At 63.0% G+C, this 19706-nt stretch carries 16 protein-coding genes; 12 read left to right on the forward strand and 4 right to left on the reverse strand.

Going from position 1 to position 19706, the window contains the following annotated elements; all coding sequences use genetic code 11:
- Positions 1-4 precede the first annotated feature (4 nt).
- A complete protein-coding gene (locus tag ACI48D_RS06355; protein ID WP_435570374.1) occupies positions 5-625 on the forward strand; it encodes a chalcone isomerase family protein in 621 nt (206 codons plus the stop codon).
- 585 nt (positions 626-1210) lie between these two features.
- On the opposite strand, the gene ACI48D_RS06360 is transcribed toward ACI48D_RS06355, so the two are convergent.
- Positions 1211-1438 carry a hypothetical protein gene (locus ACI48D_RS06360; RefSeq protein ID WP_435570375.1) on the reverse strand — a complete coding sequence of 76 codons (228 nt, stop codon included), beginning with the start codon at positions 1436-1438 and terminating at the stop codon, positions 1211-1213.
- A 175-nt stretch (positions 1439-1613) separates the two neighbouring features.
- On the opposite strand from ACI48D_RS06360, the gene ACI48D_RS06365 reads away from it, so the two are divergent.
- The gene (locus ACI48D_RS06365; RefSeq protein ID WP_435570376.1) at positions 1614-2594 is read left to right on the forward strand and encodes a LysR family transcriptional regulator; all 981 of its coding nucleotides are present in this window, start codon (positions 1614-1616) and stop codon (positions 2592-2594) included.
- A gap of 42 nt (positions 2595-2636) precedes the next feature.
- On the opposite strand, the gene ACI48D_RS06370 is transcribed toward ACI48D_RS06365, so the two are convergent.
- Positions 2637-3092 (reverse strand): Lrp/AsnC ligand binding domain-containing protein, encoded by a 456-nt coding sequence (locus ACI48D_RS06370; protein ID WP_435570377.1) that lies wholly within the window; start codon positions 3090-3092, stop codon positions 2637-2639.
- A 214-nt stretch (positions 3093-3306) separates the two neighbouring features.
- On the opposite strand from ACI48D_RS06370, the gene putA reads away from it, so the two are divergent.
- Together putA and ald are read left to right on the forward strand one after the other, a co-directional pair.
- On the forward strand, positions 3307-6954 hold the full coding sequence (gene putA / locus ACI48D_RS06375) for a trifunctional transcriptional regulator/proline dehydrogenase/L-glutamate gamma-semialdehyde dehydrogenase (protein ID WP_435570378.1): 3648 nt from the start codon (positions 3307-3309) through the stop codon (positions 6952-6954).
- Between the two features lie 79 nt (positions 6955-7033).
- Positions 7034-8149: an alanine dehydrogenase gene (gene ald, locus ACI48D_RS06380; protein ID WP_435570379.1), complete on the forward strand. Its 1116-nt coding sequence runs from the start codon at positions 7034-7036 to the stop codon at positions 8147-8149.
- On the opposite strand, the gene ACI48D_RS06385 is transcribed toward ald, so the two are convergent.
- The gene (locus ACI48D_RS06385; RefSeq protein WP_435570380.1) at positions 8119-8898 is read right to left on the reverse strand and encodes a 5'-methylthioadenosine/adenosylhomocysteine nucleosidase; all 780 of its coding nucleotides are present in this window, start codon (positions 8896-8898) and stop codon (positions 8119-8121) included. The two genes, ald and ACI48D_RS06385, sit on opposite strands and share 31 nt — an antisense overlap.
- Positions 8899-10196: 1298 nt before the next feature.
- Here ACI48D_RS06385 and ACI48D_RS06390 point away from each other — a divergent pair.
- The 7 genes from ACI48D_RS06390 (at position 10197) to ACI48D_RS06420 (ending at position 17575) form a co-directional block, all read left to right on the forward strand.
- On the forward strand, positions 10197-11822 hold the full coding sequence (locus ACI48D_RS06390) for a GMC family oxidoreductase (RefSeq protein WP_435570381.1): 1626 nt from the start codon (positions 10197-10199) through the stop codon (positions 11820-11822).
- Between the two features lie 132 nt (positions 11823-11954).
- Positions 11955-12722 (forward strand): ABC transporter ATP-binding protein, encoded by a 768-nt coding sequence (locus ACI48D_RS06395; protein ID WP_435570382.1) that lies wholly within the window; start codon positions 11955-11957, stop codon positions 12720-12722.
- The gene (locus tag ACI48D_RS06400) at positions 12722-13438 is read left to right on the forward strand and encodes an ABC transporter ATP-binding protein (protein WP_435570383.1); all 717 of its coding nucleotides are present in this window, start codon (positions 12722-12724) and stop codon (positions 13436-13438) included. The genes ACI48D_RS06395 and ACI48D_RS06400 overlap by 1 nt, the downstream gene beginning before the upstream one ends.
- A 31-nt stretch (positions 13439-13469) precedes the next feature.
- Complete coding sequence (locus tag ACI48D_RS06405; protein WP_435570384.1) at positions 13470-14681, forward strand: ABC transporter substrate-binding protein; 1212 nt, start codon at positions 13470-13472, stop codon at positions 14679-14681.
- Between the two features lie 12 nt (positions 14682-14693).
- Positions 14694-15578 (forward strand): branched-chain amino acid ABC transporter permease, encoded by an 885-nt coding sequence (locus ACI48D_RS06410; protein ID WP_435570385.1) that lies wholly within the window; start codon positions 14694-14696, stop codon positions 15576-15578.
- 143 nt (positions 15579-15721) lie between these two features.
- Positions 15722-16705 (forward strand): branched-chain amino acid ABC transporter permease, encoded by a 984-nt coding sequence (locus ACI48D_RS06415; protein ID WP_435570386.1) that lies wholly within the window; start codon positions 15722-15724, stop codon positions 16703-16705.
- Positions 16706-16723: 18 nt separating this feature from the next.
- Positions 16724-17575, forward strand: coding sequence for an alpha/beta fold hydrolase (locus tag ACI48D_RS06420; RefSeq protein ID WP_435570387.1), 852 nt, complete (start codon positions 16724-16726; stop codon positions 17573-17575).
- 23 nt (positions 17576-17598) lie between these two features.
- Here ACI48D_RS06420 and ACI48D_RS06425 read toward each other — a convergent pair whose 3' ends face one another.
- Entirely contained in the window at positions 17599-18756 is a 1158-nt protein-coding gene (locus tag ACI48D_RS06425) for an iron-containing alcohol dehydrogenase (RefSeq protein WP_435570446.1), read from the reverse strand.
- A 115-nt stretch (positions 18757-18871) separates the two neighbouring features.
- Between ACI48D_RS06425 and ACI48D_RS06430 the strand changes: the two genes are divergently transcribed.
- Positions 18872-19642: a sulfite exporter TauE/SafE family protein gene (locus tag ACI48D_RS06430; protein ID WP_435570388.1), complete on the forward strand. Its 771-nt coding sequence runs from the start codon at positions 18872-18874 to the stop codon at positions 19640-19642.
- Positions 19643-19706: the final 64 nt, after the last annotated feature.

Here is a 19706-nt window from a genome sequence, read left to right on the forward strand (position 1 = left end):
ACACATGACTTCCACCATCACCAGCACCTTCGCCCGCAGGCTCGTCGTCAAGGGCATGATGGCCGGCGCCCTGCTGGCGGCCGCCGTCAGCCTGCCGGCCCAGGCATCGGTCGACGTCAACGGCTACAAGTTCGAGGACACGGCCAAGGTCGCCGGCAAGGACCTGAAACTGAACGGCGCCGGGATGCGCACCAAGTTCGTGGTCAAGGTCTATGCTGCCGGCCTCTACCTGCCGGAAAAGAAGACCGTGGTGGCCGACGTCCTCAAGCAGGAAGGCCCGCGCCGCGTGACCCTGCAGATGGCGCGCGATATCTCGTCGGAAGATTTCGGCAAGGCCTTCATGGATGGGCTGAACGATAACGTGGACAAGGCGGACAAGCAGAGGATCGTGGCCCAGATCGGCAAGTTCGGCGAGATGTTCGCCACCATCGATGGCCTCAAGAAGGGCGACAACCTGCACATCGACTGGATCCCGGGCAGCGGTACCCAGATCGAGCTGAACGGCAAGAAGCTGATCGAAAACGTCCCTGATATCACCTTCTATAACGCCATCCTGCGCATCTGGCTGGGCGACAAGCCGGTCGACCGCTCCTTGAAGCCGGCCCTGCTCGGCGAAGCCCGGTAATTCTTTCCTCGGCGTCCTGGTTTGACGCGGCCCCGGGCAACCGGCGCCGCGTTTTTTTTCGCCCGCATTTTTTGACTGCGCAGCTGCCGATTTTTAGGATGAGGCGGGACCCTATAGGCGTTTCGGACGCCTCTGGCGGCGCATGCATTCGATATGATCGAAGTAACGATAACTCATCCATATCAAGTGACTTTGATTGAACTTCTGTCTTTGTATCGACAACTCATCGATAAAGTTCTTCAATTTGCCTCTTTCATACTCTCTTTCTTAAAATATTGAGATTCGATAGAAGCTGGCACCAAACAGGAAATCCAAGCCATACTTCTCTCAAATACCACCCAAAACTCATCAATATGCATTGATCATGGACACTTCTGCATATTCGAATTTATGCATGATGCATACCATATCGACTAAATGTTAAATCGGTAGCTTAAAAAATCCCCAGAAAACCCGATCGACCGGAAGTCGACGGCGGTTCTTCATTCCCGCTCGTCGCCTGCAGGGTGAACGGATCGAAAAGACGAAAAAAAACGGCGCCCGGTATCCGGGCGCCGTTCAAGGGGAAAGACGGGGTAAGACTGATCAGGAATGCAGCGCACGCGCCAGGCGCAGCTTGCGGCGCGCGGCCAGTTCGTCCTTGGTGGGACGAGGGCGCACCGCCAGCACCAGCGCACGGGCGATGCCGATCAGGAGTGGACGGAAGAACATCAACAGGCCGCCCAGCAAGATCAGCTGAACCATGCTGGTGAATAGCTGCATGAACGGCATGGCCGTCATCGGTGCTTGGAACAGGGTGGCAGTGAAAGACATGGCTGGATTAAGGCTGAATTAAGCGTAAAACATGTTTAATGTTGAGGTTGCATGTAACTATAGTGCAACGCAACATATAAATCTAATCACGTTTCCTGATAGGTCTTATATTGATCGTGAATGGAAATCGGGTACACTTGAAGACACTACAAAAACGCAGCCCCGAACGGACCCCATGAGCTTCCTCACGCTTGACCTCAACCTGCTTCGCGTCTTCGACGCCGTCATGACCGAGCAAAACCTGACCCGCGCCGCCGGCCACCTGGCGATGACCCAGCCGGCGGTATCGAACGCCGTCAAGCGCCTGCGCGAAAGCCTCGGCGACGAACTCCTGATCCGCACCGCCTACGGCGTGAAACCGACTCCGCGCGCCGAAGCACTGTGGCCGGCCGTGCGCCAGGCTCTGGCCGCGCTGGAAGCGGCCGTGATGCCGGAAACCTTCGATGTGTCCAAGGCCCAGGCGACGTTCCGCCTCGCGATGGCCGATGCGACGGCTGCGCTGTGGCTGCCGTCACTGGTGCGTTCGATCGAAAAGGAAGCGCAGGGGGTGAACATCCGCATGGTGCCGCTGACCACGCGCGAGCCGCGGCCGATGCTGCTGCGCGGCGACATCGACCTGGCCGTCGGCTTCTTCCCCGGCGTGGCGGCCCAGCTGTCGTACGAAACCGGCTCGCCGATCCGCCACGAGCGCCTGTATTCGGGTGAATATGTGGCGGTGATGCGCAAGAATCACCCGCTGTCCCAGGGCAAGCTGGACCTGGACAGCTACTGCAAGGCGAACCACCTGCTGGTGAGTTTCTCGGGCCGCGCCCACGGCCTGGTCGACGAAGCCCTGGCGCAGCTCGGCCGCGAACGCCGCACCCTGCTGACCGTGAACCAGTTCTTCACCGCCGGCCGGGTGGTCGCGAATTCGGACCTGGTGACGGTGCTGCCGCGCCACCTGATCGCCTCGACCGGCGCCGCCGACTCGCTGATATGGCGCGAACTGCCGTTCCAGCTGCCGGCCGTGCACCTGGACATGCTGTGGCACGAACGCGACGGCCGCAGCCCGGCCCACCGCTGGCTGCGCACGAATCTCGAACAGCTGTCGGTGACGGCACAGAAGACGCTGCCGCACAAGTCGGAAATGACGGAAAAGATGGAGAAGATCGCCTGATCGCCATCGCCCCCGCGAAGGCGGGGACAGGCCAGTGCTTGCCTATTTGATCGGCAACTTGGTCGTATTCTTGACTTCTTCCATCACCGCATAGGTGTGCGTCTCCCGCACCCCCTTCTGCAGCAAGGTTTTACCGAGGAATTCGCGGTAGGCCGCCATATCCTTCACCCGCGCCTTGACCAGGTAGTCGAAACCGCCGGCCACCATGTGGCACTCGAGCACCTCGGGAATCAGCTGGACGCTCTGCTTGAAGGCGTCGAAGACTTCCGGGGTGGTGCGGTCCAGCACCACTTCAATGAACACCAGCAGCGACACGTCCAGCAACACGGGATTCAGCTGGGCCGTGTAACCCATGATGTAGCCGGACTCGTGCAACTTGCGCACCCGTTCCAGGCAGGCCGCGGGCGACAGGTTGACGCGTGCGGCCAGTTCGACGTTGCTGATGCGCCCGTCGTTCTGCAGCTCGGCAAGGATTTTCTTGCTGATCTTGTCCAGCATGTTTTTCTCTCTCCACTATAAATATTATTTGGTCAAATTCTCTCACCAAAAACTATCTATTGCTAGTCTTCTGTAAAAACAGAATTAATCCAGAAGATTTCCCTCTACAATCGAATCATGTACCTACATACCCGCCCGCGCCGGCCGTTTGCCAACGGTCCGGCGCGTTCTGCATGAGCGGTATGCAACCCTTATCTTTTTTTGCAGAGATTTCATGAACATTGCCGCCACCCCGGCCATCACCTTCGTTCCCTTCGACGCCCTGCAGGCGGAAACCAAGCGTGAGCAGAGCCCGCTGCGCGCCGCGATCACCGCGGCCTACCGCCGCGACGAAACCGCGGCCGTCGAATGGCTGCTGGCCCAGGGAGCCGCGGTCTCCGCCGACGCCGCCACGCTGGCGCACCGGCTGGTGTCGAGCGTGCGCGAAAAACGTACCCGCTCCTCGGGCGTGGATGCGCTGATGCACGAATTCTCGCTGTCGTCGGAAGAGGGCGTGGCCCTGATGTGCCTGGCCGAAGCCCTGCTGCGCATCCCCGACGCCGAGACTGCCGACCGCCTGATCGCCGACAAGATCAGCCGTGGCGACTGGAAAAAGCACCTGGGCGAATCGCCGTCGCTGTTCGTGAACGCCGCCACCTGGGGCCTGCTCATCACCGGCAAGCTGGTCTCCGGCAGCAGCGAGAAGGGCCTGGGCGCGGCGCTGACCCGCCTCATCGCGAAGGGTGGCGAACCGCTGATCCGCAAGGGCGTCGACATGGCCATGCGCATGCTCGGCAACCAGTTCGTGACCGGCCAGACCATCGACGAAGCCTTGAAAAACAGCCGCGAGAACGAAGGCCGCGGCTACCGCTATTCCTACGACATGCTGGGCGAAGCCGCCCTGACCGAGCTGGACGCCGACAACTACTACGCTTCCTACGAAGCCGCGATCCACGCGATCGGCCGCGCCTCGAACGGCCGCGGCATCAAGGACGGTCCGGGCATCTCGATCAAGCTGTCGGCCCTGCACCCGCGATATAGCCGCGCCCAGTACGCCCGCGTGATGGGAGAACTGCTGCCGCGCGTACGTAAACTGGTGCTGCTGGCCAAGCAGTACGACATCGGCATCAACATCGACGCCGAGGAAGCCGACCGCCTCGAAATCTCGCTCGACATGCTGGAAGCGCTGGCTTTCGACGCCGAGCTGGCCGGCTTCGAGGGCATCGGCCTGGTGGTGCAGGGGTATCAAAAACGCTGCCCCTTCGTGATCGACTACGTGGTCGACCTCGCGCGCAGGAGCGGCCGCAAGTTCATGGTACGTCTCGTCAAAGGCGCCTACTGGGACGCCGAGATCAAGCGCGCCCAGGTCGACGGCTTGCCCGGCTACCCGGTCTACACGCGCAAGGTGTACACGGACGTTTCCTACCTGAGCTGCGCGAAAAAGCTGCTGGCCGCCACCGACCTCATCTACGCCCAGTTCGCGACCCACAACGCGCACACCCTGTCGGTGATCTACACCTGGGCCAAGGCCGACGGGGTGAACAACTACGAATTCCAGTGCCTGCACGGCATGGGAGAGACGCTGTACGACCAGGTCGTGGGCGCCGACAAGCTGGGTAAAGCCTGCCGCATCTACGCGCCGGTCGGCTCGCACGAGACCCTGCTGGCCTACCTGGTGCGCCGCCTGCTGGAAAACGGCGCCAACTCCTCGTTCGTGAACCAGATCGTCGACGAGAGCGTGCCGATCGACACCCTGCTGGCCGATCCGTTCGCGCAGGCCCGCGCCGCGAAATGCCTGCCGCACCCGCGCATTCCGCTGCCGCTCGACCTGTACGGCGCCGACCGCAAGAATTCCGCCGGTCTGGACCTGGCCAACGAAGACGTGCTGCGCGAACTGGCGGCCGAACTTGGCGCCCCGCGCCACTACCTGGCCGCGCCGCTGGTCGACGGCCCTTTGGAAGCCGTGGGCGCCGTCAACGTAATCAACCCGGCGCAGTCGGCCGATATCGTCGGCCAGGTGACCGAGGCGACGGTCGCCGACGTCGATACCGCGCTGCAGGCCGCCTCGAACGCCTTCCCGGGCTGGGAGGGAATGGGCGCCAGCGCCCGCGCCGACATCATCGCGAAAGTCGGCGACCTGTTCGAGCAGCACATGGCCGAGCTGATGGCCCTGGCCGTGCGCGAAGCCGGCAAATCGCTGCCGAATGCGATCGCCGAGATCCGCGAGGCGGTCGATTTCCTGCGCTACTACTCGGAAGAAATCCGCATCAGCGGCGATGCACACGCGCTGGGCGCAGTCTCCTGCATCAGCCCGTGGAATTTCCCGCTGGCGATTTTTACGGGCCAGGTCGCCGCCGCGCTGGCCGCCGGCAACGTGGTGCTGGCCAAGCCAGCCGAGCAGACTCCGCTGATCGCGCACCGCGCGGTGCAGTTGTTCCACGACGCCGGCGTGCCGGCGGGTGTGTTGCAACTGCTGCCGGGCCGCGGCGAGACCGTGGGCGCCGCCCTCACTGCGGATCCGCGTGTAAAAGCCGTGATTTTTACGGGCTCGACCGAAGTGGCTCAACTGATCAACCGCACGCTGGCAAAGCGCTCCGCCGACGAAGGCTGCGACATCCCCTTGATTGCCGAAACCGGCGGCCAGAACGCCTTGATCGTCGATTCGTCGGCGCTGCCGGAGCAGGTGGTACAGGACGTGCTGTCGTCAGCCTTCGACAGTGCCGGCCAGCGCTGCTCGGCCCTGCGCGTGCTGTTCCTGCAGGACGACATTGCCGATAAAACCATCAAGATGCTGAAGGGCGCCATGCAGGAGCTGCGCGTGGGCGTGCCGGACCGCCTGGCCACCGACATTGGCCCGGTCATCGACCGCGAAGCGCAGCAGAACCTGCTGGCCCACATCGAGGCTACCCGCGCCAGCGCCAGGAGCCACTTCGCGCTGGAACTGCCGGCCGGGTTGGAGGCGCAGGGCACCTTCGTGCCGCCCACCGTCCTGGAAATCGGCTCGATGGCGGAGCTGCAACGCGAAGTCTTCGGTCCGGTGCTGCACATCGTGCGCTACCGCCGTGCCGACCTGGCCAAGGTGATCGACACCATCAACGGCACCGGCTACGGCCTGACCCTGGGCGTGCATTCGCGCATCGACGAGACCATCGATTTCATCGTGTCGCGCGCCCATGTCGGCAACATTTACGTGAACCGCAACATCGTCGGCGCCGTGGTCGGCGTGCAGCCCTTCGGCGGCGAGGGCAAGTCCGGCACCGGTCCGAAAGCCGGCGGTCCGCTCTACCTGAAGCGCCTGCAGAAGGATGCGGCGCCGCTGCTGCAACACGCGCGCCAGAGCAATCCGGCGCTGGACGCCCTGATGGGCTGGGCGCAGGGCAATGGTCACGGCGACGTCGCGGTGCTGGCCGAGCAGTACGCGACCACCACCCTGGACGGCATCCGCCTCGAGTTGCCGGGTCCGACGGGCGAGCGCAACGTGCTGGGCTTCGTGCCGCGCGGCGCCATCCTGTGCGCGGCGGGCAGTACGAAAGGCTTGCTGAACCAGCTGGCGGCGGTGCTGGTGACGGGCAACCGCGCCTTGGTGCTCGCGGATGCGCGCGACGAGGCGCTGGCCAGCCTGCCGGCGGAAGTCAGGGCACAGGTGCGCTTCATCGGCGAAGCCGAGCTGGATGGCCTCGAGATCCAGCTGGCCCTGGTCGAATCCGGTGTACAAGGCAATCTGCCGGCGAAACTGGCGGCCCGGACTGGCGCCATCGTCGGCATCGTCGATACCCGGCCGGGTGAGCCGGTCGCCCTATGGCGGCTGGTGGCCGAACGGGCCGTGTGCGTCAACACGACCGCGGCTGGCGGTAACGCAAGCCTGATGACGCTGAGCTTGTAAGCATAAGAAGAAACGACCGGGGCACATGCCCCGGTTTTCACGTGAGCAGTCGTTTAAGTTGTTCAACTTGGAGACAGACATGCTAGTAGGCGTTCCCAAAGAAATCAAAAACCATGAATACCGGGTCGGCCTGACCCCGCCCAGCGTCCACGAACTGGTGGCGCGCGGACACCAGGTGCTGGTGCAGACCGGCGCCGGGGCCGAGATCGGGTTATCCGACGAACAATATATCGCGGCGGGCGCCAGTATCGCCGCCGGCGCGAAGGAAATCTTCGAGCGCGCCGACATGATCGTGAAGGTCAAGGAGCCGCAGCCGCAGGAATGCGCGATGCTGCGCGAAGGCCAGGTCCTGTACACCTATCTGCACCTGGCGCCGGATCCGGAACAGACCGCGGCGCTGGTGAAGTCCGGGGCGGTCTGCATTGCCTACGAAACCATCACCGGCGCGGGCGGCGGCCTGCCGCTGCTGGCGCCGATGAGCGAGGTGGCGGGGCGCATGTCGATCCAGGCCGGCGCCAGCCACCTGGAAAAATCGAAGGGCGGCATGGGGCTGCTGCTGGGCGGGGTGCCGGGCGTGGCTCCCGGCCACGTGGTGATCATCGGCGCCGGCGTGGTCGGCACGAATGCGCTGCAGATGGCGGTCGGCACCGGCGCCCGGGTCACGGTGCTGGACAAGAACGTGGACCGCCTGCGCCAGCTCGACCTGGTGTACGGCAACCGGATCGCGACCCTGTACTCGAACGCCCACGCGATCGAGGAAGCGGTGGTATCAAGCGACCTGGTGATCGGCGGCGTGCTGGTGCCGGGTGCGGCGGCGCCCAAGCTGGTGACGCGCGCCATGGTCGCGCGCATGAAGCAGGGGGCGGTGGTGGTCGACGTCGCGATCGACCAGGGCGGCTGCTTCGAGACCTCGCATGCGACCACGCATGCCGATCCGACCTTCGTGGTCGATGGCGTGGTGCACTACTGCGTGGCGAACATGCCGGGCGCGGTGGCCCGCACCTCGACCTTTGCGCTGAACAACGCCACCATCGGCCACGCCGTCGCGCTGGCGACCAAGGGCTGGCGCCAGGCATTGCGCGACGATCCGCACCTCAAGAACGGCCTGAACGTCTGCCAAGGCAAGCTCACGTATGCGGCCGTGGCGAAGGACCTGGGCTACGACTACGTGCCGGCGGATACCCTGCTGGCCTGAAGCTGGGCACAGAACTGCCTGACGATATAAAAGGCATAACGCGCGGCCACCGACTTCACGAAACGCATGAAGTCGGTGGCCGCGTTTTCATTGGCGTTGTCCGAAATCGTGCGGATCACGCCGAACGGGATACCCAGCTCGAAACATACCTGCGCCACCGCGGCGCCTTCCATCTCCACCGCCAACAAGCCGGGTAAAACCTCGCCAAGGGCCCTGATGCGGTCCCCGTGGCTGACGAACTGGTCCCCGCTAGCGACCAGGCCACGGTGCACGCGCGGCGCCTGCAGCGCGAACAGGGCCCTTTCCTGGGCATCGATGGCTTCGTCCAGCTCCAGCTCGAGGAAGCGCTGGGCGGCGTAGGCGAGTTCCAGCGTCATCTGGCGGTCGCTCGCAAAATGGCTCAGGCCCGTCAGCGGCACTTCGTAGCGCGGAAACAGCGGACTCGCATCCATATCGTGCTGGACCAGGGATTCCGCCACCACGACGTCGCCGACGCGCACCGAAGCATCACCGGAACCGGCCACACCCGTGAACAGGATGTGCGTAACTCCGAACTTCTCCACAAGCATGGTGGCTGTCATGGCGGCGGCAACCTTGCCTATACGCGATAGAACGCACACAGCGTCGATTTCCCAGAGTTTCCCACCCCAGACCTCACGCATGCCGTGCATGAGCTTGTAGGGCCTCTCCATGGCTTCTACGAGGCCCTGCTGTTCTTCGTGCAAAGCACTGATGATTCCTAATCGCATGTTTTTTTGTCCTGGATGGCCTTGGAGCTTTAATAAAACAAGATGTATATAAAAACTGGTAGTAGATAGTAAACGACGGTTCTGCTGTGGATAAGACGAGATTTGTCTACAGCGTCAAAGGTTTACGTGCTTCCGGATGAGCTGGAAAAGCATTGTATCCAGCTTGAACCGATCTTGGACAAAAACGCTTCGGCCAGCAAAAAAGCGGCTTCTGCACATTTGCCACTGTGGATATGCAGGCGTTTTTCCACAGACGACCCGGTTTACCGGGCAGCTTGGTGGTCAACTGATGGTCGACTGGTGGCTGAGTAGTGAGCGAACTTAGCCTTTTGCCTACAGATCGGCTGTCAGCATGACGCCGTCGTCCTTCCTTGCGCCGATCTCGGCTGTTCCACTTTCTTCCTGAAGACAAAAAAACAGTCGAGCAGTGTTGGCGCGTGTTCGTCTGCAGCCGTGTTTGTCTTCGCGGTCGGCGTGCCTGGACCAGTCTGGCGTCCAGCACTTCGGGTTTTCCACGCGCAGCCGCTTTCTTGTATTAGTTAATTTAAATAGATATTTATATTGGTAGTAATAGTAAACGTCAGCTCTTCTGTGGATAAGTCGAATTTTCTCCACAAGCTCAATGGTTTAGCTGGGTTTGAAGCTGCTGCACAAAGCTTGTTTCTGGCGGGGACCGAAACTGGACAAAAAACCGGCTGCGGCCAAGTGGCCCGGTTTCGCACATTCGATCCTGTGGATATTCATGGGCTTGTCCACAGAGGCGGGCGGTTTGCCAGCGTTGGGAGCGTTTTCGGGCCGGCAAGCAGGGTCGACGTCGTGCTCTGGCCTGGGCCAGCAGCGTTGTCGGAGTCGGAAATTTTTTTTTGCGCAGCAAGACGGCAAACAGAAGCACCAGCGCTTCCTCGGCCCTTGCCGTCGAAGCCGATGCGTCGCCAGGCGTCAGCCCGACCGGAGTCGGAAAATTTTTTTCTCCAAGCCGCGAATTCGAACCGGGTCCTCAGGTTTACAACTAAAGTTTAAATACAGAATAGTGGTAATAGTTAACGGGGGCACTCTTCTGTGGATAAGCCAGGTTTTGTCCACAAGATCAGGCGTTTACCTTCCGTATAAGCCGGTGGGCTTGCCTTGTATGTGCCTAGTGGAAAAAATGGATAAAAAATCGCACTGTGCGAAAAGTCCGGCTTTCGCACAATCCGTACCTGTGGATATGCAGAAGCTTATCCACAGTCCCGAAGCCTTGACGATCTGGTAAGCTTGCTAAAGCGAAGCATCACCGTATCCGACAAGGAGGGGGTAGCGTGGAATCGGCAGGGGATTACGACTACATCATCGTGGGCGCCGGCACCGCCGGTTGCGTGCTTGCGAATCGTCTTACCAGGAACCCGGACGTCCAGGTATTGCTGATCGAGGCCGGCGGCAAGGACGATTATTTGTGGATTCACATTCCGGTCGGCTATCTCTACTGCATCGGCAATCCGCGCACCGACTGGCTGTTCCGCACCGAAGCCGATCCCGGCCTGGCGGGGCGCTCGCTGATCTACCCGCGCGGCAAGGTGCTGGGCGGTTCTTCGTCGATCAACGGCATGATCTACATGCGCGGCCAGGCCGGCGACTACGACCGCTGGGCCGAGGTCAGCGGCGATCCGTCCTGGCGCTGGGAACGCGTCCTGCCCCTGTTCCGCCAGAGCGAAGACCACCACCAGGGCGAAAGCGATGTCCACGGCAGCGGCGGCGAATGGCGCGTCGAGCGCCAGCGCCTGTCCTGGGAAATCCTGGACGCTTTCCGCGAAGCCGCCAGCCAGAACGGCATCCCGAAAATCGAGGATTTCAACGGCGGAGACAATGGCGGCTGCGCCTATTTCGAAGTCAACCAGCGCCGCGGCATCCGCCTGAACACGGCCAAGGCTTTCCTGAAGCCTGCTTCGCAACGGCCAAATCTGACCATCATGACCGGCTGCCACGTCGAAAAGCTGCTGATCGAGGCGACCGAGCAGGGCAAACGCTGCCGCGGCGTGCAATTCACGGGCGGCGGGCGCGCCTTCAGCGCCACCGCGCGCCGCGAAACCCTGCTGGCCGCCGGTGCGATCGGCTCGCCGCACATCCTGCAATTGTCCGGCATCGGCCCGGCCGCCAGCCTGGCCAGGCACGGCGTCAACCCGCTGGTCGATTCCCCGGGCGTCGGCGAAAACCTGCAGGACCACCTGCAGCTGCGCATGGTCTACCGCATCACCGGCGCGCCGTCGCTGAACACGACCGCCGCGAACTGGCTCGGCAAGGCCAAGATCGGGCTGCAGTACATGCTGTTCCAGAGCGGTCCGATGTCGATGGCACCGTCCCAGCTGGGCGCCTTCGCCCGCTCCGACGACAGCCAGGCCACGCCCAACCTGCAATACCACGTGCAGCCGCTGTCGCTGGAAAAATTCGGCGACCCGCTGCACGGTTTCCCCGCGTTTACGGCCAGCGTCTGCAACCTGCGCCCGACCTCGCGCGGGCACGTGCGCATCGCCTCGAACGACAGCTACGCGGCGCCGAAGATCACGCCGAACTACCTCAGCACGCCCGAGGATAAACAGGTGGCGGCCCATGCGCTGGCGCTGACGCGCCGCATCGTCGCATCGAATGCGCTGGCGAAATACCGTCCCGAGGAATTCAAGCCGGGCCCGCATTACCGCAGCGACGAGGAATTGGCCGAGGCCGCCCGCCTGATCGGTACCACGATCTTCCACCCGGTCGGCACCTGCCGGATGGGAAAAATCGACGACCCGATGGCGGTGGTCGACAGCGAACTGCGTGTAAAAGGCGTGCGCGGCCTGCGCGTGGTCGACGCCTCCGTCATGCCCTTCATTACCTCCGGCAACACGAACTCGCCAACCCTGATGATTGCCGAGAAGACGGCGCAGCTGATCGCTGGACAGGAGAAATAAGCGGCCTGGCTGGGCAAAAATGCACAACGGGTTTGCGTTCGCGCAGTATGCAACACCGGCACCAGCACGAACGATGTGTTGTATCGTGGCGAAACCTAAAAGTGTGTAAGATTTGGAAACAATGGAGACGCAATGACGGACGTCATTCTTGAGACACGCAAGCTGACGAAGGAATTCAAGGGATTCACGGCCGTCAGCGGCGTAGACCTGCAGGTGCAGCGCGGCCATATCCACGCCTTGATCGGCCCCAACGGTGCCGGCAAGACCACCTGTTTCAACCTGCTGACCAAGTTCCTGGTGCCGTCCTCGGGCCAGATCCTGTTCAACGGGCGCGACATCACGGGCGCGAAACCGGCGCAGATCGCCCGCATGGGCGTCATCCGTTCGTTCCAGATCTCGGCCGTGTTCCCGCACCTGACGGTGCTGCAGAACGTGCGCATCGGCCTGCAGCGCGCGCTGGGTACCGGTTTCCACTTCTGGCGCAGCGAACGCAGCCTCGACCAGTTGAACGAGCGCGCGATGGCCCTGCTCGAGGAAGTCGACCTGGGTAGCTTTGCCGACACGCTGACCGCCGACCTGCCGTACGGGCGCAAGCGCGCGCTCGAGATCGCCACCACGCTCGGCATGGAGCCGGAACTGATGCTGCTCGACGAACCGACCCAGGGCATGGGCCACGAAGACGTGCACCGGGTGACCGAACTGATCAAAAAAGTATCGGCCGGCCGCACCATCCTGATGGTCGAGCACAACATGAACGTGGTGTCCGGCATCTGCGACCGCATTTCGGTGCTGCAGCGCGGCGCCATCCTGGCCGAGGGCACGTATGCCGAAGTGTCCCGTAACCCGCAGGTGATGGAGGCCTACATGGGCACCGAAGCGCCGTTGGAAGGAGCGCACTGATGGCCGCGGCATTGGAAATCCAGAACCTGCAAGCCTGGTATGGCGAATCGCACATCCTGCACGACGTCGGCTTTTCGGTCGACGAGGGCGAGGTGGTGACCCTGCTGGGCCGCAACGGCGCCGGCCGCACCACGACGCTGCGCGCCATCATGGGACTGACCGGGACGCGGCGCGGCTCGATCCGCATCCACGGCACCGAGGCGATCCACCTGCCGACCTACAAGATCGCGCACCTGGGCGTCGGTTACTGCCCGGAAGAGCGGGGCATCTTTTCCTCGCTGTCGACCGAGGAAAACCTGCTGCTGCCCCCGGTACTGGCTTCGTCGAAGGGCAAGGGCGGCGGCATGTCGCTGGACGAGATCTACGAAATGTTCCCCAACCTGTACGAGCGCCGCAACAGCCAGGGCACGCGGCTGTCGGGCGGCGAGCAGCAGATGCTGGCCGTGGCGCGCATCCTGCGCACCGGCGCGCGGCTGCTGCTGCTGGACGAGATCTCGGAAGGCCTGGCGCCGGTCATCGTGCAGGCGCTGGCGCGCATGATCACGACCCTGAAGGCGAAGGGCTACACCATCGTGATGGTGGAACAGAACTTTCGCTTCGCCGCGCCGCTGGCGGAGCGTTTCTATGTAATGGAGCACGGGCAGATCGTGAAAACCATCCGCGCGGACGAACTGAAGGCCAGCATGCCCGAGCTGACCGAGCTGCTCGGCGTATGAACAACAACATCTTTTTTAACGGAGACAACCCATGAAACGCACCGCCATTGCCACTGCCATTGCCGCCACTGCCGCGGCCGCCTGCCTGTCGATCCCGGCCCAGGCCCAGATCTCGGGCGACACCATCAAGATCGGCTTGATTACCGACCTGTCGGGCGTGTATTCCGACATCGACGGCAACGGCGGCGCCGAGGCCGTGCGCATGGCGATCGCCGACATGAAAGGTGAAGTCAACGGCAAGAAGATCCAGTTCATCGTCGCCGACCACCAGAACAAGGCGGACATCGCCGCCAGCAAGGCGCGCGAATGGTTCGACCGGGAAGGCGTCGACATGCTGATCGGCGGCACCAACTCGGGCGCCAGCCTGGCCATGGCCAAGGTCGCCGCGGAAAAGAAAAAAGTCTTCATCGCCATCGGCGCCGGCTCGGCCCGTCTGACCAACGAGGAATGCTCGCCCTACACCGTGCACTACGCTTACGACACCGTGGCGCTGGCGCGCGGCACCGGCGCCACCATGGTCAAGCAGGGCGGCAAGTCCTGGTATTTCCTTACCGCCGACTATGCCTTCGGCCAGTCGCTGGAAAAGGACACCACCGACGTCATCAAGGCCAATGGCGGCAGCGTGCTCGGCAGCGTGAAGCACCCGCTGGGCGCCTCCGACTTCTCGTCCTTCCTGCTGCAGGCGCAATCGTCCAAGGCCCAGGTGCTGGGCCTGGCGAACGCCGGCGGCGACTTCATCAACTCCGTCAAGGCCGCCAACGAGTTTGGCCTGACCAAGAAGATGAAGGTGGCCGGTCTGCTGGTGTTCATCAACGATATCCACACCCTTGGCCTGAACACGACCCAGGGCCTGTATCTGACCACCGGCTGGTACTGGGACCAGAACGACGCCACCCGCGCCTGGGCCAAGCGCTACTTCGCCAAGATGAAGAAGGAACCGTCGATGCTGCAGGCGGCCGACTACTCGGCCACGATCAACTACCTGAACGCGGTGAAGGCGGTTGGCAGCGACGACGCCGACAAGGTCATGGCCCAGCTCAAGAAGACCAAGATCAATGACATGTTCGCGAAGAACGGCGAGATCCGTCCGGATGGCCGCATGGTCCACGACATGTACCTGATGCAGGTGAAGACGCCGAAGGAATCGAAGGCGCCATGGGACTACTACAAGGTCGTCGCCACGATCCCGGGCGATCAGGCCTACACGACCAAGGCGGAAACCAAGTGCGCCGCATGGAAGTGATGATCTGAACGTATGGAAATCTTTGGCGTCCCCCTGCAAGCCATGATGAGCCAGCTCCTTCTGGGGCTGGTCAACGGCTCTTTCTATGCGATGCTGTCGCTGGGCCTGGCCGTGATTTTCGGCCTGCTCAACGTCATCAATTTTTCGCATGGCGCGCTGTACATGATGGGCGCCTTCGCCGCCTTCATCGGTGTCACCACGTTCGGCCTGAACTACTGGGTGATGCTGGTGCTGGCGCCGCTGCTGGTCGGCGTGTTCGGCATCCTGGTCGAGAAAACGATGCTGCGCTGGCTGTACAAGCTGGATCACCTGTACGGCCTGCTGCTGACCTTCGGCATCACCTTGCTGCTGGAAGGCGTGTTCCGCTCCATCTATGGCGTGTCCGGCCAGACCCTGGACGTACCGGAAGCGCTGTCCGGCGCCACCGACCTCGGCTTCATGATCCTGCCGAATTACCGGGCATGGGTCGTGGCAGCTTCGCTGACGGTCTGCCTGGCGACCTGGTTCACGATCGAGAAGACGAGATTGGGCGCCTACCTGCGCGCCGGCACCGAGAACCCGAAGCTGGTCGAAGCCTTCGGCGTCAACGTGCCGCTGATGGTGACGCTGACCTATGGCTTCGGCGTCGCCCTGGCGGGCTTTGCCGGGGTGCTGGCGGCACCCGTCATCAACGTCACGCCGCTGATGGGCTCGAACCTCATCATCGTCGTGTTCGCGGTTGTCGTGATCGGCGGCATGGGTTCCATCCTCGGCTCCATCGTCACTGGCTTAGGGCTCGGCGTGATCGAGGGCCTGACCCGGGTGTACTACCCGGAAGCCTCGGAAGTGGTGGTGTTCGTCGTGATGGTGATCGTGCTGCTGCTGCGTCCAGCCGGCCTGTTCGGTAAAGAGAAGTAAAGGACCTCGCAAACCTACTGCGCGTTGCAATGTTGGTGGGGGCGCCGAGCCTGCGATGCGCGCTGTACGCTTGTACAGCTGCGCTTCTCGACCAACATTGCGGCCGCTCGCGACGGTTTCCGAGGCCCTTTAGGAAAGGAATTATGAATAAGAAAATCGCCTACACCATCGTCCTGCTGGTCGCCCTGGTCGCGCCGTTCGTCGGCTATCCGGTGTTCCTGATGAAGCTGCTGTGCTTCGGCCTGTTCGCCTGCGCCTTCAACCTGCTGATCGGCTACACCGGGCTGCTGTCCTTCGGCCACGCCGCCTTCTTCGGCGGCGCCGGCTATGTTGCCGGCTATGCGCTCACCACGCTGGGACTGCCGTTCGAGGCCGGCATCGTGCTGGGTGTGCTGGCGGCCGGCGTCATCGGCCTCGTAATGGGCCTGCTGGCGATCCGGCGCCAGGGCATCTATTTCTCGATGATCACCCTGGCGCTGGCCCAGATGGTGTATTTCGGCGCCCTGCGCGCCCCGTTCACGCACGGCGAGGACGGCTTGCAGGGCATCCCGCGCGGCAAGCTGCTGGGCGTGCTCGACCTCGGCAACGACCTGGTCATGTACTACGTCGTGCTGGCGATCTTCATTGCCGGCTTCGCGCTGATCGTGCGGATCGTCCATTCGCCGTTCGGCCAGCTGCTCAAGGCGGTCAAGGAAAACGAGCCGCGCGCCATTTCCCTGGGCTATGACGTGGACAAGGTCAAGCTGCTGGCCTTCGTGCTCTCGAGCGCCCTGGCGGGGTTGGCAGGGGCCACCAAGGCCGTCGTGCTGGGCTTCGAGACCCTCACCGACGTGCACTGGACCATGTCTGGCCTCGTCATCCTGATGACCCTGGTGGGCGGCATGGGCACGTTGGCCGGGCCGATACTGGGCGCCTTCCTGGTGGTCGCCCTGGAGAACAAGCTCGGCGACCTGGGGAACTTCCTCGCCGCAGCGACCCATGTAGAATGGTTCGCGTCGCTGGGCGAATCGGTGGGCATTGTCACCGGACTGATCTTTGTCGCATGCGTGCTGCTGTTCCGGCGCGGCATCGTGGGTGAGATCCTGGCGGCCTTCGATGCCGCCAAGCGCGGGAGCAAGCCGGCCTAACACTGAGGAGGTGCAGGTGTGATCGACGAATCCCTCATGGTGGATGCGAACGGGATCCGCATCCACGCCACCACGACCGGGCAGGGGCCTGTCATCCTGCTGCTGCACGGTTTTCCCGATACCCACATCGTCTGGCGCAAGCAGGTGCCGGTGCTGGCCAGCGCCGGTTTCCGCGTGCTGGCACCCGACCTGCGCGGCTACGGCCGCACCGACGCGCCGCCGCATATCCTCGACTACACGCTCGACAAGCTGCGCGGCGACGTCCTGGGCCTGCTCGACGCGCTGAAGATCGACAAGGTCCGCCTGGTCGGCCACGACTGGGGCAGCGTGATCGGCTGGCAACTGGCGGCACTGGCGCCCGAGCGCATCGAACGCTTGGTGGCGATGTCGACCGGGCACCCGTCGGCGATCGCCCATGCCGGCGTCCTGCAGCACTTGCGCATGGCCTATATCCCTATGCTCTGCATGCCCGGCATCGCCGAGCAGATGCTGCGCGCGGCCGACTGGTTCGCCCTGCGCCAGTTCACCAGCGAACCGGGCCAGGCCGAGTTCTGGAAGCGCGACCTCGAGCCGCCGGGGCGCCTGACGGCGGCCCTGAACTACTACCGCGCCAACCTCAAGCTGGCGCTGCCGCAGTCGACGCCGCGCGCCCACGGGCGCATCAAGGTGCCGGTGATGGGGATCTGGAGCGACCGCGACCCGGCCCTCGGCGAAAAGCAGATGCGCGATTCCGCCCATTACGTGGATGGGGAATTCCGCTTCGAGCGGATCCGCGACGCCGACCACTGGCTGCAGCTGACGGCGCACGAGCGGGTGAATGCGTTGCTGCTGGACTTCCTGGCGGCGAAGAAACCGCAGAGCAGTTTCTGACGGACAAGCCGCCACAAAAGGTGTCAGAACGCCGCTGCGTAGATCGCCCGCGCATCTTCCCGCGTCAGCTCGCGTGGATTGTTCCCCAGCAGCCTGGTCTGCAGCATTGCATCGTCGGCCAGCCGGTCCAGGTCGCGCTCGGTGATGCCGACCTGCTGCAGGGTCGTCTCGACCCCGGTGATCTTGGCGATCTGCTGCATCGCAACAATCAATGCCTGGGCCCGGGCTTCTTCGCTGCCGCTGGCGTAGGGCACCACGATACCGGCGAGTTCCGCATAGTGGCTAGTTGCTGCTGGTAAATTGAAGCGAAGCACATGCGGCAGCACGAGCGAATTCGACAGTCCGTGCGCCACATGAAAGATCCCGCCGATCGGATAGGCAAGGGCGTGCACGGCAGCCACCGGCGCATTCGAGAATGCCTGCCCGGCCAGACAAGCGCCCAGCAGCATGGCCTGGCGCGCATCGAGATCGTGGCCGTTCTCGCAGGCTTTCACCAGGTTCGCCGACAGCAGCGACAGCGCCTGGCGCGCCAGCATGTCCGACAGCGGGTTCTTCTTATGGCGGCTGGTATAGGCCTCGATCGCATGCACCATGGCGTCGATGCCGGTCGCGGCGGTGACCACAGGCGGCAGGCCGATGGTCAAATTGGCGTCCAGCAGCGCCAGGTCGGCGTACAGCTGCGGCGACACGACGCCCATCTTGGTGGTCTCGCCGGTGGTGACGATGGCGATGTTCGTGACTTCCGAACCGGTACCGGCCGTGGTCGGCACCTGGATCAGCGGCAGGCGTTGTCCCGTGACTTTACCGATGCCATACATCTCGGCCAGCGGCTGTTCGCTGCCGGCCAGCACGGCGACCAGTTTGGCGACGTCCATCGAACTGCCGCCGCCGATGCCGATCACGAGTTCCGATCCGTTCTTGCGCGCGAACTCGGCCGCGGCGAGGACCACGGCTTCCGGTGGATCGGCCATCACGTCCGAATAGGTGAGCACCTGCATGCCCTGGCGTTCGAGGCTGACGCGTGGCGTCTCGACCAGGCCGGTGCGCAGGAAACCGGGATCGGTCACCATCAGCACCCGCTTGATGCCGGGGAAACGCTCGGCGACGAGCTGCCCGAGCCGCAGCGCTGCGCCGGGCTCGGAGACGATGCTGGATACCGTGGTGAAACTGAATGCGGGGATGGGGTTCATCGTTTCCGTCTCCTTTTGGTTTTGATTTTGCGTTTTCTCAAGCTTACACCAGCTCGATACATTCCTTACCTTACAATGTCGCTTTCCCTGTCTGTGCGTCTGTCCCATGCTTGATGTCGTCGTTCTGGCCTGCGCGGCCTTCCTTGCCGGCCTGGTTGATGCTGTCGTGGGAGGAGGAGGGTTGATCCAGATTCCGGCGATCTTTGCCGTCTTCCCGAAGGAAGTCCCGGCCACGCTGCTGGGTACGAACAAGCTGGCGTCGATGTGCGGGACCAGCGTCGCGGCGGTGAAGTATGCGCGTCGAGTACAGGTGGCGTGGAGCACGGCGGCACCTGCCGCCATCGCGGCCTTTGCGCTGGCCTTTATCGGCGCCTGGACCGTGACCCGCGTGCCGGGCGATTTCGTCCGCAGCCTGCTGCCGCTGATCCTGCTGGCGGTCGCCGTCTACACCTTCAAGAAGAAGGATTTCGGTTCCGTGCATGCGCCGGTTCACAGCGGCATGACGGAACGCCTGCTGGCAACCGGGGTCGGCGCCGCCATCGGTTTTTATGACGGCTTCTTCGGCCCGGGAACCGGCAGCTTCCTGATCTTCATGTTCGTGCGCTTCTTCGGCTTCGACTTCCTGGGCGCATCGGCGGCGGCAAAGATCGTCAACGTGGCGTGTAACGTCTCGGCACTGATCTGGTTCGGCTACAGTGGCCACCTGATCTGGAAGCTGGCCGGGCTGATGGCGGTGTGCCAGATCGGCGGCTCGCTGATCGGCACCCGGCTGGCGCTGAAGCATGGCAGCGGCTTCGTGCGCAAGCTGTTCCTGGTCGTGGTTTCCTTGCTGATTGTAAAGACGGCCTACGATTCTTTTACAAAATTAGGCTGGTAATGTTTCACGTGAAACAGTGGGGCATTGCCCTGTCTTGCTGAGTTTCGTCACCAAGGGGATACAT

Origin of the sequence: Massilia sp. LXY-6, from assembly GCF_051233485.1 — a bacterium.
In the GTDB taxonomy this organism is placed as follows: Bacteria; Pseudomonadota; Gammaproteobacteria; order Burkholderiales; family Burkholderiaceae_D; genus Telluria.